14 protein-coding genes are annotated in these 16,393 nt (G+C 66.2%); 6 read left to right on the top strand and 8 right to left on the bottom strand.

All coding sequences use genetic code 11. The features are described 5' to 3' along the window. Positions 1–267 precede the first annotated feature (267 nt). From FS787_RS13090 to FS787_RS13065, 6 genes are all read right to left on the bottom strand, one after another. Complete coding sequence (locus FS787_RS13090) at positions 268–1,905, bottom strand: alpha-amylase family glycosyl hydrolase (RefSeq protein ID WP_144672879.1); 1,638 nt, start codon at positions 1,903–1,905, stop codon at positions 268–270. Further along, positions 1,902–2,837: a carbohydrate ABC transporter permease gene (locus tag FS787_RS13085; RefSeq protein WP_260982549.1), complete on the bottom strand. Its 936-nt coding sequence runs from the start codon at positions 2,835–2,837 to the stop codon at positions 1,902–1,904. Before FS787_RS13085 ends, FS787_RS13090 begins: the two co-directional genes overlap by 4 nt. After that, on the bottom strand, positions 2,834–3,931 hold the full coding sequence (locus tag FS787_RS13080; RefSeq protein ID WP_260982548.1) for a carbohydrate ABC transporter permease: 1,098 nt from the start codon (positions 3,929–3,931) through the stop codon (positions 2,834–2,836). Before FS787_RS13080 ends, FS787_RS13085 begins: the two co-directional genes overlap by 4 nt. A 90-nt stretch (positions 3,932–4,021) precedes the next feature. Beyond that, positions 4,022–5,341, bottom strand: coding sequence for an ABC transporter substrate-binding protein (locus tag FS787_RS13075; RefSeq protein WP_144672878.1), 1,320 nt, complete (start codon positions 5,339–5,341; stop codon positions 4,022–4,024). 134 nt (positions 5,342–5,475) lie between these two features. Further along, positions 5,476–6,483, bottom strand: a complete 1,008-nt coding sequence (locus FS787_RS13070) for a substrate-binding domain-containing protein (RefSeq protein WP_144672877.1) — start codon at positions 6,481–6,483, stop codon at positions 5,476–5,478. A gap of 151 nt (positions 6,484–6,634) precedes the next feature. Then, positions 6,635–7,588, bottom strand: a complete 954-nt coding sequence (locus FS787_RS13065; protein WP_144672876.1) for a lipid kinase — start codon at positions 7,586–7,588, stop codon at positions 6,635–6,637. A 274-nt stretch (positions 7,589–7,862) separates the two neighbouring features. On the opposite strand from FS787_RS13065, the gene FS787_RS13060 reads away from it, so the two are divergent. After that, a complete protein-coding gene (locus FS787_RS13060) occupies positions 7,863–8,150 on the top strand; it encodes a hypothetical protein (RefSeq protein ID WP_144672875.1) in 288 nt (95 codons plus the stop codon). 103 nt (positions 8,151–8,253) lie between these two features. On the opposite strand, the gene FS787_RS13055 is transcribed toward FS787_RS13060, so the two are convergent. Together FS787_RS13055 and FS787_RS13050 are read right to left on the bottom strand one after the other, a co-directional pair. Continuing rightward, the gene (locus tag FS787_RS13055; RefSeq protein ID WP_144672874.1) at positions 8,254–9,927 is read right to left on the bottom strand and encodes a thiamine pyrophosphate-binding protein; all 1,674 of its coding nucleotides are present in this window, start codon (positions 9,925–9,927) and stop codon (positions 8,254–8,256) included. A gap of 120 nt (positions 9,928–10,047) precedes the next feature. Continuing rightward, positions 10,048–10,551 (bottom strand): Lrp/AsnC family transcriptional regulator, encoded by a 504-nt coding sequence (locus FS787_RS13050; protein WP_144672873.1) that lies wholly within the window; start codon positions 10,549–10,551, stop codon positions 10,048–10,050. Positions 10,552–10,644: 93 nt separating this feature from the next. On the opposite strand from FS787_RS13050, the gene hisC reads away from it, so the two are divergent. From hisC to FS787_RS13025, 5 genes are all read left to right on the top strand, one after another. After that, positions 10,645–11,742 (top strand): histidinol-phosphate transaminase, encoded by a 1,098-nt coding sequence (hisC, locus tag FS787_RS13045; protein WP_144672872.1) that lies wholly within the window; start codon positions 10,645–10,647, stop codon positions 11,740–11,742. Positions 11,743–11,792: 50 nt separating this feature from the next. Further along, positions 11,793–13,205, top strand: a complete 1,413-nt coding sequence (locus tag FS787_RS13040) for an amino acid permease (RefSeq protein ID WP_144672871.1) — start codon at positions 11,793–11,795, stop codon at positions 13,203–13,205. Positions 13,206–13,465: 260 nt separating this feature from the next. Further along, positions 13,466–14,113, top strand: coding sequence for a DUF4230 domain-containing protein (locus tag FS787_RS13035; RefSeq protein WP_144672870.1), 648 nt, complete (start codon positions 13,466–13,468; stop codon positions 14,111–14,113). A gap of 170 nt (positions 14,114–14,283) precedes the next feature. Continuing rightward, the gene (locus FS787_RS13030; RefSeq protein ID WP_144672869.1) at positions 14,284–14,541 is read left to right on the top strand and encodes a hypothetical protein; all 258 of its coding nucleotides are present in this window, start codon (positions 14,284–14,286) and stop codon (positions 14,539–14,541) included. A 629-nt stretch (positions 14,542–15,170) separates the two neighbouring features. After that, positions 15,171–16,343 carry an ATP/GTP-binding protein gene (locus tag FS787_RS13025; protein ID WP_144672868.1) on the top strand — a complete coding sequence of 391 codons (1,173 nt, stop codon included), beginning with the start codon at positions 15,171–15,173 and terminating at the stop codon, positions 16,341–16,343. Positions 16,344–16,393: the final 50 nt, after the last annotated feature.

Here is a 16,393-nt window from a genome sequence, read left to right as displayed (position 1 = left end):
CCGGCAGCTTAGAAGTGATGTTCCTGCTCACGGTGGAAAACTTGTCTGGACCACGCCAGTCTTAGGGCACTTATGGGCCTGTGAAATCGTCGTCGTCGGTGTGTCCGATGCTGATTGACTTCACCGTAACGACCGACAAATGTCGAACCGCTTAGCCGGCGTTTCTGGCCCTCGGAAATGTCTACCCACCACTCCATTAGCACCGTGCGCTCTGATCGACTTCCTCAGAACCTCGCCATTCTCCACACATTTCGGACCACTGGACCTTCAGCCCCTCAGAACCCACACAGCGTTGTTCGGCTGCAGCCAGCCGTCCTCGGCCAGCGGTGCGGCGCTGAGCAGCACGGAACCGGCCGGCAGCTGCACCGGTTCGGTACCCATCGCCACGGCGACGAAGAAGTCCGTGCTGCGTTCGCAGATCAGCAGGCTCCCGTCCTCGATGCGCCATGTGCCGCCGTCGTTCGGTCCGAAGACCTCGTTCTTCCACAGCAGCCGGCGCAGCTCCAGCGCCTTGGCCACCAGCGCCAGCGGGGACTCCGGGTCCTGCTGCTGGAGTTCGACCGCGTGCGTGCCCCAGCCCTCGGGCTGAGGCAGCCACGGCTCTGATGCCTGAACCGCGGGCGCTGCTTCAGCCAGCGAGAAGCCGTGGCTCAACGCATCGTGGGCGGTCCACGGCAGCGGGACGCGGGCGCCATCGCGGCAGACACCGCCGCGGGCCCACATCGGATCCACCCGGGACTCGAGGGGGACGTCGACCTCGGGCAGCCCGAGCTCCTGGCCCTGATAGAGGTATGCCGGGCCCGGCAGACCCAGCAAAGCGACCATCGCGGCTCTGGCCCGCAGTGCGCCGACCTCTCCGCCGCCGAACCGGGTCACGGAGCGGACGATGTCGTGGTTCTCCAGAGCCCACGTCGGTGTGGCGCCGTGAAGCTGCCGCGCGGCTTCTAGCTCGTTCCCGACGGCGGCCCACGCCGCCGGGTCCCAGCCGAGCTTCACGAACGCGAAGGCGAAGGCCTGCTGCATCTCGTCCGCGCGGGTGTAACGGGCGGCGCGGGCCGGTTCCAGATTGACCTCGCCCACCAGCAGGCGGTGCGGCTCATACTTCTCCGCCAGCGTGCGCCAGCGGCGGTACACCTCGTGGACTTCCTCCTGGTCCGAGACCTGCGGATTGGACCGCAGCCCGTCCACCACCCCGCCCGCGGAGGGCGAGTCGGGCAGGCCGTCGGCCTTGAACAGGGCATGCGCGACGTCGATCCGCAGGCCGTCCACACCCTTGTCGAACCAGAACCGCAGCACACCGTCGAAGTATTCGCCGACGGCGGGATTGCGCCAGTTCCAGTCCGGCTGCTCGGGGGAGAAGAGGTGCAGGTACCAGTCCTTGTCCGTCGGCGAACCCGGATTGGCACGGCTCCAGGCACGGCCGCCGAAGACGCTCTGCCAGTTGTTCGGCGGGACACCGCCGTCGGACATGTCCACCGAGCCTTCAACAAAGTGGAACATGTCCCGTTCCGCCGACCCCGGCCCGGCCGCCAAAGCCGCCTGGAACAGCGGGTGCTCCGAGGAGCAGTGGTTGGGGACGACGTCGAGCAGGACCCGCAGGCCCAGCGCGTGCGCGTCAGAAAGCAGCGCATCGAACTGCTCCATGGTGCCGAACAGCGGATCCACACCGCAGTAGTCGCTCACGTCGTAGCCCTGGTCCACCTGCGGGGAGGGCTGGAACGGCGTCATCCAGATGCCGTCGACCCCGAGCGAGGCGATGTACGGCAGCCGGGCGGTCAGCCCGGCGAGATCGCCCACGCCGTCGCCGTCGCCGTCCGCGAACGAGCGCGGATAGACCTGGTAGATGACGGCGGACTGCCACCACTCAGCGGCGGGCGCGAGGGCGGTTTCCTCCACAGGGCTCATTTGCTGGCGCCGGCGGTGAGGCCTTCGACGATCCGGCGCTGGAAGACCAGCACCATGATCACCAGCGGGACGGTGACGATCACGCCGGCGGCCATCTGCTCGCCGAAGGGCGCCTGGAATTCGGTGGCGCCGGTGAACTTGGAGATCGCCACCGTGGCGGTCTGGATCTTGGGATCGTTGATCATGGACAGCGCGATGATGAATTCGTTCCAGCTGTGGATGAAGGTCAGGATTGCGGTGGTGAAGACGCCCGGCGCGGCGAGCGGCAGCAGGACGCGGCGGAACGCCTGCCACTTGGTGCAGCCGTCGATCATGGCGGCCTCTTCGAGGTCGAACGGCAGGGCCTTCATAAAGGTGGTGAGGTTCCAGACCGCCAGCGGGATCGCGAAGGACAGGTTCGGCACGATCATCGCCTGGTAGGTGTTGATCCAGCCGATGTCCGTGAAGAGGCGCAGCAGCGGGACCACCACGGAGATGCCGGGGAACATCGACGTCGCGATGATGACGCCCAGGATCCGCGACTTGAAGCGGAAGTTCAGCCGGGAGATGGCGTAGGCGGCGAACACGCCCAGGACCAGCGCGAACGTGGTGGTGGTGCCGGCGACGATCAGGGAGTTGAGCAGCGCCTGGCCGAACATGGTGGAGCCGTCGAACACCTTGGCGTAGTTCTCCAGCGAGAACGGGGCCGGCAGCAGGGTGTTGTCGAAGATGTCCGCGGTGCGGCGGAGGCTGGAGACCAGCATCCAGTAGAACGGCGCCAGACAGTAGGCGAAGATCAGGGCCAGGCCGGCGTAGACGCTGTAGGAGCGCCAGGTGCGCTTGGCTTTCGGCTTGCCGGTTTTCGAGGAGCCGGGGACGACGGCGGCACTCGCCTTGGGCGCGTCCGGGGCGCCGGAGTCGGCGGCGGCGTTGCGGAGGTCGGAGATGGTCATCGGGTGGCCTCGGCCTTCTTCTGTTGGGAGTTCGCCAGGTCAGTCTGTTCAGCGTTCGACGCCGCCTGCGCGGCGAGGCGGTTCTTCCGGGCGGTCTTCTTCGACAGCAGCTTCAGTTCCTTGGCGCCGGTGACGTCGGCGCCCAGGACCTTCACGAAGACGATCGCGACGACGGCGACGTACAGGAAGAGCATGACGGCGAACGCGGAGGCGGAGCCGTAGCGAAGCTGGTTGGATTCGTCCCAGGCCAGCATGGAGAGGGTTTCCACGGATTCCTTGCCGGGGCCGATCAGCACGAACGGCAGGTCGAACATCCGGAGGGCGTCGAGCATGCGGAACAGCACGGCCACCAGCAGGGTGGGCTTGACCAGCGGGAGGGTGATGGAGCCGAGCTGGCGCCACCAGCCGGCGCCGTCGATCCGGGCGGCTTCGTAGACTTCGCCGGGGATGACCTGCATCCCGGCGAGGACCAGCAAGCCGATGAACGGGGCGGTCTTCCAGACCTCGGCGATGATGACGGCAACCTTGGAGGCGTTGCCTTCGGCGGTCCAGAGGATTTCGGAGCCGAGCATGGTGTTGGCGATGCCGTCGGATTGGAAGATCCAGCGCCACAGCAGGCCGGAGACGGCGGTGGGGACGGCCCACGGGACCAGGATGCTGGCGCGCAGGAAGGACCGGCCGCGGAAGGCGCGGTTCATGGCCAGGGCCAGGCAGAGGCCCAGGACGGTTTCGAGGAACACCGTGGTGACGGTGAAGAAGGTGGTGTTGGCGAAGGCGTTGAGGAAGCGCCGGCCGGATTCGCCGACGAAGAGGTCGGCGTAGTTGGCCAGTCCCACGAAGGATTCGACGTCGGAGACGAAGCCGTCCGCGTCCAGGCCGGATTCGGCGCGGAACAGGGACTGGTGCACCGCGGACAGCAGCGGGTACACAATCACCAGGGCCAGCACCAGGAGGGTGGGGGAGAGCAGCATCGCGGCCATGCGGCCTTCACCGGGGGAGCGTTTGCCGCGTCTGCGGGGGCTGTCTGGCTGGGACGTGCCTGGTTGGGGCGTGCCGGTCTGCGCGCCGGCGGGCGGGGCGGTCGTCGTCGTCATGCGGGGTACCTAACTGGAGTTGCAGCTGCCTGGCCGGCCGGGGTGGACCGGCCGGCCAGGCGTGGGGTCTGAACTGCGGGGGTTACGGAATTACTTGGACAGCTCGGTGAGCTTGGCCTGCATGTCGTTCAGGGCCGTGTCCGTGTCCTTCTTGCCGGTGATGGCCGCGTAGGCCTCTTCCTGGATCGCCTTGGTGGTGGCGCCGTACTGGACCACCTTGGGGCGCGGCTGGGCGTTGTTCAGCGAAGTCAGCAGGGTGGGGAAGAACGGGCGCTTGGCGACGACGGCGGGATCCTCGAACAGCGAGGCGTACACCGGGGCGCGGGAGGACAGGGCCAGGCGCTTCTGGGCCTGCTCCTCGCTGGTGAAGAACTTGACGAACTCCAGTGCCGTGGCCTTGTTCGGGGTGAACGGGGAGATGGCGAGGCTGCGGCCGCCCAGGGTGGAGACGCCGGGGCCGTCGGTGCCGGGGATGGACGTGATATCGAACTTGCCGGCCACCTTGCTGGAGCCGTCCGTGGCGCTCAGGGAGGCGTGCAGGAAGGGCCAGTTGCGCATAAAGACCAGCTTGCCGTCCTGGAACGCGCGGCGGCCCTGCTCTTCGAGGTAGGTGATGGCGTCGGACGGGAACGTGCCGTCCTTGAAGCCGTCCACCAGCAGGTTCAGGCCGGCCTTTGCTTCGGGGGTGTTGACGGTGGGCTTGCCGTCGGCGTCGACGATTGATCCGCCGGCGGAGGCCACAGCCTCGGAGAAGTTGACCGTGAGGGCCTCGTTCTTGTCGAACTGGCCGGTGTAGCAGGACATGCCAGCGGCCTCGGGGAGCGCCAGGATGGTCTTGCAGGCGGTCTTCATTTCGTCCCAGGTCTTGGGCGGGGCGGCGATGCCGGCGGCCTTGAGCAGGTCGGAGCGGAAGTAGAACAGGGCGCCGTCGGTGTAGTACGGCGCGCCCACCAGGGTGTCGCGGTACGTCGCGGCGTTGACCGTGGCGGGGATCATCTTGTCGGTGGGGACGGCGTCCGCGGGCAGCGGCAGGATCCACTTGTTGGCGGCGAACTCGGAGGTCCAGACGACGTCCAGGTTCAGCACGCTGAAGGTGTCCGACTTGATCTGCGCGTTCTGGATGAGCTGCTGGCGCTGCTGGTCCGCGGAGTCGGGCAGTTCGATGAACGTGACCTTCTCCTCCGGGTGGGCGGCGTTCCATTCCTCGATGGTCTTGTTCGCGGCGCCGGAGGCATCGCGGTTGGAGACGTAGTTGATGGGGCCCTTGCCCTCGAAGGACGCGGCGGCGGCCTTCGGGGCGCTCTGCGCGTCCGTGGACGTCCCGCCGCAGCCGGTGAGGGCGACGGCGGCGACGGTCAGGGATGCGGTGGTGGCGAGAAGAGTCTGCCAGGTGCGGCGGCGCTGCCTCATGTGTTGCTCCTTGTGTTTGGGGTGGTGCGAGTTCATTGGGGTGGTGCGGGTGGTTTGGTGCATGCGGAACTGCGGCGGCTGGCCGGTTGGTGGCACGGGGGAGTGCCGGCTGCCGCCGTTGGTTTTGTGAGGGGCTAGCTGGTGGGTTCTGGCGTTCCCGGCGGAGCTGGGCTGGGCGGCGCGGTGGAGCCGCGCTCGATCAGCCGGTGCGGCATGATCTTCGGCCCCAGGTCGCGGGAGCGGAGCAGCTTCTTCACGGCCATCCGTCCCATTTCCTCGAGCGGCTGCGCCATGGTGCTCAGCGGCGGGTTCACGTGCAGGGAGGTGGAGGTGTTGTCAAAGCCCAGGACGGAGACGTCTTCCGGCACCCGGAGCCCGCGCCGCTGCAGTTCATTGACGACGGCGGCTCCCATCTCGTCGCTCATCGCGAAGATGGCGGTGAGGCCGGGTTCCTGCTGCAGCAGTTCGTCGACGCCGGGAGCGCCGCTTTCGTAGAAGAAGCTGCCGGTGGCGGTGACCGGTGTGCAGCCGGCTTCGGTCATGGCGCGGAGGTAGCCGCGTTTCCGGGGCTGGGCGACGTAGATTGACGCCGGGTCGCCGGTCAGGAGGCCGATGCGGCGGTGGCCGAGCCGCAGCAGGTGACGGGTCGCGTCGTAGGCTGCCTGCTCGTCGTCGATGGCCACGCTGGGGGAGCCGGACTTGTCGCTGATGGCGACGGAGATGATGGGGACGTTGGGCCCCAGCAGCTGCCTCGTTTCCGGCGTGATCACCGCGGAGATGAGGATGACGCCGGCGGCCCGGTAGGTGCGCAGCGTCCGCAGGTAGCCGGCGATGTAAGCGGATTTGGCGCCGGTGCGGCCGAGCATCACGGCGTAGCCGCGTTCCTGGGCTTCCTCTTCCACGCCCTGCATGACCTGGGAGGCGAGGGCGTCGGAGACCATGGGCGCGAGGAGCCCGATCACGGAGGTCTGCCGGGTTTTGAGGCCGCGGGCGAGGTAGTCCGTTTCGTAGCTGAGGCTCTTGACCGCGGTCTCGACGCGTGCCCGAGTTTCGTCGGAGTAGCCGACGAGCCCGTTGACAACCCGGGAGACGGTGGCCGGGGAGACTCCGGCGTGCTTGGCGACATCGCGGATGGTGACCACTGTTCCTCCTCCCTGAGGGTGCCTTTGCTGCGTGCTGACCGCGCTACGTAATCGGTTTCGGAAAACGGTTTACGTAAACGGTTTCGTTGCGTGCAGGATCAACAGTAAGGGGAGATGTGCCGGAGGCGTGACTGTTTAGGAAACAACGCCCTCAGGAGGGCCGGTTCGCGGTGCCCGGCCCGTCGAACAGCGCGCTGGTGCTGCTCTGCGGCACCATCACGTGGACGGCGTTGCGCTGGATGGTGAAGTCGGCCGGCGTGGTGGTGGCGATCTCGCCGTCGAGGTTCACCGGCAGCGGCTGGTCGGTGACCAGCCGGACACGTCTGGCGGTCAGGTGGTACACGCGGTCGTGTTTGATGAAGCTTCCGTCCTTGAGCAGCCGCGCGATACTCACGTGCTCCCGGACGGGCCCGGCCAGGATGGCGTAGATGTCAAGGGTGTGGTCGTCGATCCCTGCGGTGGGGGAGACCGTGTTGCCGCCGCCGTAATGCCGGCCGTTGCCGACGGCCACTTGAAGCAGGTCCTCGAGCTCCAGCGGCTCGTGGTCGCCCTCCGGGAACTCGAGGCGGGCCCGGAACGGCTTGTGCCGGGCATAAGCCGTCAGCGTGGCGATGCTGTACGCCAACGGCCCGATGTGCCGCTTCAGGCGGGGGCTGAGTGCTTCGGTGACAGACACCGACAGGCCCACGGACGCGACGTTGAGGAAAGGCTCGCCGTTGGCCTGGCCGAGGTCGATGTCCACCACCTTCCCTTCGGCGATGGTGGCGCACGCCTCGGCAAGATTGTTGGGTATCTCCAGCGTGCGGGCGAAGTCGTTGGCGGTGCCCAGCGGAAGAACGCCGAGCACCACGTTGGTGCCGGCAACACGGCCGGCGGCGTAGGACACCGTCCCGTCGCCGCCGCCGACAACGACTAAATCGTGCCCGTCCGCAAGCACCCGGTCAAGCGTCCCGGCCAGGTCTGCCCCGGACAGCACATGGTGCACGGCGGAGATGGGTACGCCTGCCTTGCGCATCGTGTCCATCGCTAGTTCGTGGGCCGCCCCTCGGCGTGATCCGGCGTTGATGACAACGGCGGCAGAGCGTGCGTCCCGGGCAGCCTTCATGTGGGCCACGTTAGGCGGTGGACCTGTGAATCAGCCCGCCACCGCCGTACGAAGCCATCCGTAGCCGCCTTGCGTAAACGTGAGTCCTCCCACCTTATTCTGAGTAGCTCACGATAAGCCTGTAAAGTTGGGTACAGGCCACCGTAGCCCTTGAGTACCGCACCGGTGAACATACCCGGGCCAGCGGGGCAAGCGACACAACGCGAAACCGCCCTCCTGCTTGAGCGGCACAAGAACCTGTATGGCCCTCATCCCGAAACCCCACGGAGAACCCATGACTTTGCTGACCGAACGCCCCGCATCCTCCTCCGCCACCACCGAAACCACCCTCAACGCCGCTACCGCTAACACTGTCGCCGACACCGCAGTGCGCGGCGGCAGCTACGCGACTCTCCCCGCCGGCAGCGTCCCCGTCGGCGTTGAGGGCAGCTATGTCACCGTCGCTGGCGCCCGAAGCCTGCCCCCCGTCACCCGTGGCAGCTATGTCACAGTAGACGGCACTCCCGTTGTTGCCGCCAGCGTCATCGAGGGCAGCTACGTAACGCTTCCAACGGCGGCCTAGGGTCCAGGGTCCTGCGGGGGATAGCACCTCCGCCGGACATAAAAGGAGGCCGACGGCGACACTGGGTGTCGTCGTCGGCCTCCTTTTTCGTGCCAGCCGGCAGCTACCCTGCAACCGCCGCCTTCGCCGCCCGCGAGGCTTCCATCCATTCGCTCAGCCACGGGGCCCGGACGCTGGAGGTGATCCGGCAGTCGGCCACGAAGGTTCCCCGTGCGCCGGCGTCGATCCAGTCGGTGAGCGCGGAGAGGTCCGCCAGCGAGCGGATGATCGCCGATTCAGCACCAAGCGCCCGGGCGACGCCGCTGAAGTCCACCTCGGGGATCAGCATGGGCTTCTCGGTCAGGCCCTGGGAGCCGTACTGGTGGATTTCGGCTCCGTAGGCGGCATCGTTGTAGATCACGACGACGGCGCTGCTGGCCGCGCCAATCAGCGATTCGAGGTCGGACAGGCCCATCAGGAAACCGCCGTCGCCCGAGGCCAGCACCAGGGTCCGGCCGTCCTCCACCGCGCGGGCTGCCCCGACGGCGCTGGCAAGGCCCAGCCCGATGGTCTGGTAGGCCGTTCCCACCATGACCAGGTCCTGCGGCCGCGGGATGCGCCAGTACATGGGTGCCCAGCCGACGAAGTGCCCTCCATCCTGGACCACCGTGCGGCGCTCCGGCAGCACCGCATCCAGTGCCGCAGCGAGGGAGCGCGGGTCCAGCCGGCCGTCCGGCGTCTCCGCGAAGCCGGGGTGGTGGGCCGGTCCCTCGGCCAGGCGCTGGCGGGCTTCCGCGCGCCAGGCTCCGGCGGGGCTGGCGGCCGGCGAGGCCGGGCCATCCAGCAATCCCAGGATGCGTCCCGCGGCAGACTTCACGTCCGCGCTGACGAACGTATCCACCCGGGGGTGCGTCGGCTGCAGGGCGGCGTCGATCTGGATGACCGTGCTGTCCGGGCCGAGCAGGTGCCCGAACCGCATGGTGAAGGGGCTCAGGCTTGCCCCGGCCACGAGGACCACATCGGCCTCGCCCATGAGCCCGGCCGCGGTGTCCGTACCGAAGCCGCCCGCGACGCCGAGGTATCCGTCGCCTTCGAGGAGGTTGAGCGCCAGGGCGGTTCCGGCGGTCACGGCGCCCAGGCGGTCAGCGAGCTCCCGAAGCTCCGGGCCGGCGCCGGCGAGATGCGCACCGCGGCCGGCGAGGATCAGCGGCCGCTTCGCCCCGGCGAGCAGGCGGGCTACCTGCCCCAGGCCGCCGTCGACGTCGTCACTCACCGCCGGTGCCAGCGGCGCGGGAAGCTCTTCGTCCGCAGCCTCGAGTGCCGCGAGGTCGTAGGGAATGGCAATCACGACGGCGGTCCGCTTGGTGAGCGCGTACTCCACCGCCTGCTGCGTGATGGAGGCCGCGGCGTCGCGGGTGACGGTGAAGGTGGCCGCGCCGAGGCCTGCGGCGATCGCCGCCTGGTCCACGTCCTGGGGCCGGGCGCCGCTGCTCGGGGCGTCCCCGGTGACCAGCACCACGGGGATTTGCGCCTGCACCGCCTCTGCGAGGGCGGTGAGTGCGTTGGTGTAGCCGGGGCCGTAGGTGGTGGTGCCCGCGGCGAGGCGGCCTGACGTCCGGTAGTAGGCGTCTGCCGCGGCGATGGCGGCGCCCTCATGGCGGACGGCGGAGAAGCGGAGGCCCAGCTTTTCCGCGGCGTCCAGGAAGTAGACGTTTCCGTTGCCCATCACACCGAAGACATCGCTGAGGTAGCTGCTGAGAACCTGCGCCACGCGGCCGGAGACAGTGAGTGAAGTCATGCAGGAATCATGTGTCCTGGTTCACAGATAGGCAAGAGAGTGGAGTTCGCTTGGGATATTTGGCAGTAAGACGCGGTCGGAACTGAAAATCTGCGCACTTGTGGCCTGCATCACCCCAACTTAGGCGGAGGGGCGGGATTCCTGCTCGGAGAGCCGGCTCAGGAGGCCGTCGTAGCGGGGCGGCATGAGTTCCAGTACGGAAATGGCGGTGCTGGTCCGTTGGATCCCCTCGATTTCCAGGATCTCGTTGGTGATGCGGTAGAGGTCGGCCGTACTGCGGGCCACCACCTTGGCCATGAGGTCCGCGTCCCCGGTGGTGGCGTGCACTTCGATGACCTCCGGGATCGCGGCGAGCCCGTCTTCTACCGCGCCTGTTCGCGTCTGGCTGATGGACAGCGAGAGGAAGGCCATCAGGTCATAGCCCAGCGCGGCGGGATCCAGCCTCCGGCTGAAGGAGCGGAGGGCGCCGCTGCGCTCGAGCCGCGCCAGCCGGGCGTGGACCGTGTTCCGTGCGACGCCGAGCGTCCGCGAGAGGGCCAGGGCACTGGCTTCCGGATCCTTGTCGAGGGCCAGGATGATCCTGCCGTCGAGTGAATCCAGGGTGCGGGGGTTCGGGATGGTCATATTTTCACCACAGACAGTAGATATTGAGCAGAAGTCCCAATGGTTTGAGGGTATCTTGCATTGTGGGCGCGGTCACAATCATGATCGTTGCTCATGACCAGTGATCAGCTCCTGACCGCACCGGACACCGCGCTTCCCACCCTTCGTGGCGCTGTGGCCGGACTTCCGCCCTACGTCCCGGGCCGGCGCAGCGCCGGCCTCGACGTTGCAGCGCTCGCCAGCAACGAAAGCCACTACGCTCCGCTGCCGGCTGCCGCCGCTGCGGTGGCCGAAGCGGCAGGAACCATGAACCGCTACCCGGACAGTGCCGCCGTCGAACTCCGCGAACGGCTCGCCCGGCACCTTGGCGTCACCGCCGGGGAGGTCGCGGTGGGACCCGGCAGCGTCGGCGTCCTGCAGCAGATAATCACCGGACTGTGCGACGCCGGCGATGAGGTGATCTTCGCGTGGCGCTCGTTCGAGGCCTACCCCATCCTGGTGGAGCTGGCAGGCGCCCGGCCGGTCCGCATTCCGCTGGACGAGGCTGAAGGCCACGACCTGGAAGCGATGGCCGCGGCCGTCACCGACCGCACCAAGGTGATCCTGCTCTGCACCCCCAACAACCCCACGGGCGTGCCGCTCAGCCACGAGCGCATCGAGGCCTTTCTGCGGTCCGTCCGGTCCGACATCCTCGTGGTGGTCGATGAGGCCTACGTGGAGTACGCCGACGCGGGCAGCGGCCCCGATTCCCTGTCGCTCTACCGCCAGTACCCGAACGTGTGCATCCTGCGCACCTTCTCGAAGGCCTACGGACTCGCCGGCCTGCGCGTGGGCTACGCCGTGGCGGCGCCGGCCATCGCCGAGGGACTGCGCCGCACCGCCCTTCCCTTCTCGGTGAGCGCGCTGGCCCAGAAGGCGGCCATCGCGTCGCTGGACGCCGGGGACCAGATGGAAGCGCGGGTGGCAGCCGTCAAACAGGAGCGCGCCCGGATGGCCTCGCAGCTGGAGGCGCAGGGCTGGACACTGCAGCCAAGCCAGGGCAATTTCCTGTGGATCCGTGCGGATGACAGCCTCCGGGCCCGGCTGGTGGAGGCGTTCGACCGCGCAGACATCCTGGTCCGCGGATACCAGGGCGACGGCGTGCGGATCACCGTTGCCGATCCCGCCTCCAACGACCGCGTGCTCCGGCTTTTGGAAACCCACGCCGCCTAGAAACCACTGACCTTTACCAACCCGCTCCACCAACAACCAGAGGACTCCCCATGGAACAACAGACAAAGACGTCTGGCCGCGCACTGGGCGCCGCACTCAAACCCCGCCAGCTCACCATGATGGGCCTCGGAAGCGCCATCGGCGCCGGCCTCTTTATCGGCTCCGGCGCCGGCATCCAGGCTGCCGGCCCGGCCGTGCTGATCTCCTACCTCGTGGCCGGCACGCTGATCATCCTGGTGATGTGGGCGCTCGGCGAGATGGCCGCCGCCAACCCGGACAGCGGCGCCTTCTCGGTCTATACCGCGAAGGCGTACGGGCCGGTGGCCGGCGCCACGGTGGGCTGGCTGTGGTGGGTGCAGCTGGTGGTGGTCATCGCGGCCGAGGCGCTCGGTGCCGCAGCCCTGTTGGCCACCATCTTCCCCGCCCTGCCGGTGTGGCTGATGGCTTTTGTGTTCATCGTGGTGCTCACCGCCGTGAACCTCACCAGCGTGAAGAACTTCGGCGAGTTCGAGTTCTGGTTTGCCCTGCTCAAGGTGGCGGCAATCGTCGGGTTCCTGCTGGTGGGCTTTGCGCTGCTCTTCGGCTGGCTGCCGGGCGTGCAGTCGCCGGGCCTGTCCAACTTCATGGGCGAGGGGTTCGCGCCCAGCGGCTTTGCCGGGATTGCGACGGCGCTTTTTGTGGTGGCGTTCGCGTTCGGCGGCACCGAGATTGTCTCCGTGGCCGCAGCTGAGACCGCCGAGCCTGCCCGCAGCGTGAAGACGGCAGTCCGCACGGTGCTGTGGCGCATCCTGGTCTTCTACATCGGCGCGATCTTCATCATCGCGGCCGTGGTTCCGGTGGGATCGGCCGGGCTGAAGAGCCCGTTCGCTGCCGTGTTGGAGGCCGCCGGCATGCCCGGCGCAGCCACCGCCATCACCCTGGTGGCCGTCGCAGCGCTGCTCTCGGCCCTCAACGCCAACCTCTACGGTGCGTCACGGATGGCGTACTCCCTCGCGGAGCGGGGGGAAGCGCCCCGTCTGCTGGCCTCCGTGTCCAAGGCGCGGGTCCCGGTTATCGCCGTCCTGGCCAGCGTCGCGTTCGGCGTTGTCACGGTGGTGCTGGAGCTGGCCTTCCCCGAGATGGTTCTTCCCGTCCTGCTCAACATCGTGGGGTCGACGTGCCTGCTGGTGTGGACGTCCGCCCTCCTGGCCCAGCTGGCACTGCGCCTCCGCGCCGACCGTGAGGGCACGGAGCTCCCCCTGCGGATGCCCGGCTTCCCGGGGCTCACGGTGTTTGGCCTGGTGATTCTCGCGGCGATCTTCACGGTGGGCTTCATCGGCGAGGAATCCCGTCCCCAACTGTTGAGCACGTTCGCACTCGTGGCGCTTCTTGCGGTGGGTTGCTGGCTGAACCAGCGGAACCGGAAGGTTGCGCCGGTTAGGGAAGCCTCGGAAGACGCCAAGGAGCCGGTGTTGATCGACTGATTCAGGGGACGCTGAACCGCCTCGCGGGTTCTGCGCAAGCGGGGGCGCGTCCGGTCAGACCGGGCGCGCCCTTCCTGCTTTTCCGAGCTGGCCATGCAGGGCATGAAATCGGCTTGGTGACGGGGCGCGCCATAATCTGCCGCTCCCTGCTTTCATATATCGTACGAACGTACTCGACGATTCGATGTGTTGTGGCCGGTAACCAGCGCTGAGTTCCGAGGCAAATTTGACGTCAAACTTGAGCTGGAGATCGAATCACCGTGAACTTCCTTAAAGCCATCCTGAACTTTTTCAAAGTACGGGTTCTGCTCTGGCAGGTCTTGCTGCTCGTCGTGGTGCTGGTTGGGGGAGCGGCCGCCGCATTCGCATCCGGTGGACTCAACGCCCTCGCCCTGAAGTCACTGTTCAGCAGCAGCTCCAGCGAGCGTGATTCGCAAGTGGTCCAGGCAGTCACGCGCGTGCAAGAGGTCGCCCTGCTCAGCCTTCACATGGAGGGCCTCAATAGGTACGAAAGCAACAGGGAGATTTTCGGCGTGGCCATACCCGCGAGCGAGAAGACGACGCTGATTCAGTACGAGTTTGACGCCAAATTAGGCGTCGACGGGTCGCAGGTGAAGATCGAACCCACCGGCCCGAAATCGTATCGCGTGACCATGCCTCAATTCACTGGCATCGGCTTTGACAACCCCGACTTCAAAGACCCGATTGAGAGCAACAACACTCTTGGCTGGTTGGCCGAGCCAGCCGTCCAAACGCGGATGGTCAACAACATCCTCAGTGATGAGAACAAGCAGAAGTACATCTCCCAAAATGAAGAAGCGCTGAAAGAGCAGGCCAAGGTGTTTTACTCCGGAATCATCAAAAGCGTTGATCCCGAAATCACCGTCGACTTTGAGTTCGCAGAGTAAATACCTGCAACGCCAAGTCCTCGCGCAGAATCCGCGGGTTGGTGGCTGCTACGTCCGGAGCGATGACTGTTACCCAGAGTGGGCCGGTGAGCCGGCTGGACGGGAACCAACCGCCCTCGCCACAGCATAAGATGCATCTTCCTGTCAGACCGTCCGCTTACAGTTCTTCCATGAATTCCGATGGAACAACCGCAGAGCAGACGACGAAACGCACTGCCACGCGCGGGTGCCCGATTTGCGGCAGCGAGGCCTGGCGAATTGCCTACGGAATGGTCATGCCTTCAGCGCGACAGGCGATGCCGAATACCGAGTTTGCAGGCTGCGTCGTCGTGGACGAAATGCGTGTTTATCCCGCCACCGGGAAAGTTGAATTTGGCACACCCGAGTGGGCGTGCCAGAACCCGGAGTGCCGGCACCGCTGGTGGTGACGCCCAGCTGATCCGGAACATCTTCCCCAGCGCCGGCGTGTGGTTCAGCGTTTTCAACGACGGGCCGCCCGGTGATTGACTCGATCGCTTCGGCATACCCACGCATCTGGCCGATGTAATTGTCCTTAATACGGACAACGGGTCCGTGCCCGTATAGGAATTGTGGTCCACCAGCACGTACCCGTCAGGCGCCTCCAGCAGGAGGTCGATCCAGCCCTCCATGAGCTGGTTGCCAGCACTCCGCCACGCAACCGACTGCTCGGTGGCGACCGGCGCGCCAGGATAGTGCTGGGGCAGGCAGGCCAGGCGAGCATCCGCTCATCTGCCTCCACCACGACACCGGCTCGACGGTGGAGGCCGCACCCCAGCGGTCCAGCACCCGTTGCGCCGCACTGAGCCGGCCGGAGACCGACTGACACGTCAGCCGACGTCTAGTTCTAGTCTGGCCTGTAGCGGGCGATTCTTTGGTCGGGCGCGGCGGCCACGACGCCTAGTCGGGTCGTTCCGGCCGCGGCCCTCAGCCTAGTGAGGTGTGGTTTCCAGGGAGACGGACAAGGACGTGAAGGACACGGCGATCGCAGGGTTGTGGGACGGGGGTTGCAGGTTTCAAGTTCGCGTAAGCTCCTCATATGCCAGTAAAGAGAGCGGGAGAGCAGCACATTGCGGTGTTTGGGGAGAGCGGAAGTGGTAAGACCGTCTTGATCTCCTCGTTCTACGGAGCAACGCAAGAGTCTCCGTACCTGCAGAAGAGTCTGTTCCACGTAGTGCCGGACGATATCGGCCAGGGTAATCGGCTGCATAAAAACTACCTGGGTATGAAAAATTCGGCGCGACCGCCTGAGATCACCCGTTTGGCTGCCACCTCATACTCTTTCAAAATCAAGCTGAAGGATGGGGCCGATGTCAGGCAGAGGCAGAGGAGGGCCACCCCTATCGATGCCCTGCGCCTCGTCTGGCACGACTACCCAGGGGAGTGGTTCGAGGAGGACGTGAACGGGCCGGAGGCCCAACGCAAGGTCGACGCGTTCAAGTCCCTGCTGGGTTCGGACGTCGCTCTCTTGCTGGTGGACGGTCAGCGGCTGCTCGACCATTCCGGCGAGGAGGAGAAGTACCTGAAGTCCGTGTTGACCAATTTCCGCAACGGACTGCTGTCGCTAAAGGATGACTTGTTAGATGGCGCGCCTCTCGCCGTGTTCCCTCGTATCTGGATAATAGCGCTGTCCAAGTCTGATCTGCTGCCGGACCTGGACGTGTTCAAGTTCAGGGATCTCCTCATAGAGAAGGCCTCCGATGACATAGACGAACTTCGCAAAGTCCTTGCTGGGCTGGTGGAAGATAACGAAGCGCTGTCAGTTGGTGAGGACTTTGTGCTGTTTTCGTCGGCGAAGTTCGACGAAGGCAAAATTGAGGTGACCAAACGCGTTGGCTTGGAGCTGATTTTGCCGCTGTCAGTCATGCTCCCGTTCGAACGATACGCCCGGTGGGCCCAATCGAAGCAGACCCGGGGAAAAGTAGTAGAGAATCTCCTTGTCGCCACCGAATCTTTGGCGGCCGTGCTGATCGAGAACGAGGGCCGCCTGCCTGGCCCGTTAGGCCATCTGCTGAACCGTTTCGATCCCAAACAGGTGAAAGATGTGGCCAAGCGTACTAGCGATGCTGCAAGGCTGGCAGGCGACAAACTCAGAGATATCAATTCCGAAGCGCGGGCCAAGCAGGACAATCTGAAAGCTACGCTGTCCGGCTTCCGGATGGACCTGGAAAAGGGCGAACTGGAGCAAACCCTCCTGAGGAGTCGTAGGTGAAGCTCATCTGGGCCACTCGCGGGCGTACGTGGGGTTTTCGGTTTCTCCGT

This window comes from Arthrobacter sp. U41 (assembly GCF_007679325.1).
GTDB lineage: Bacteria > Actinomycetota > Actinomycetes > Actinomycetales > Micrococcaceae > Arthrobacter.
Note: the sequence above shows the minus strand (reverse complement) of the source record. Positions and strands in the feature narration are given on the sequence as shown.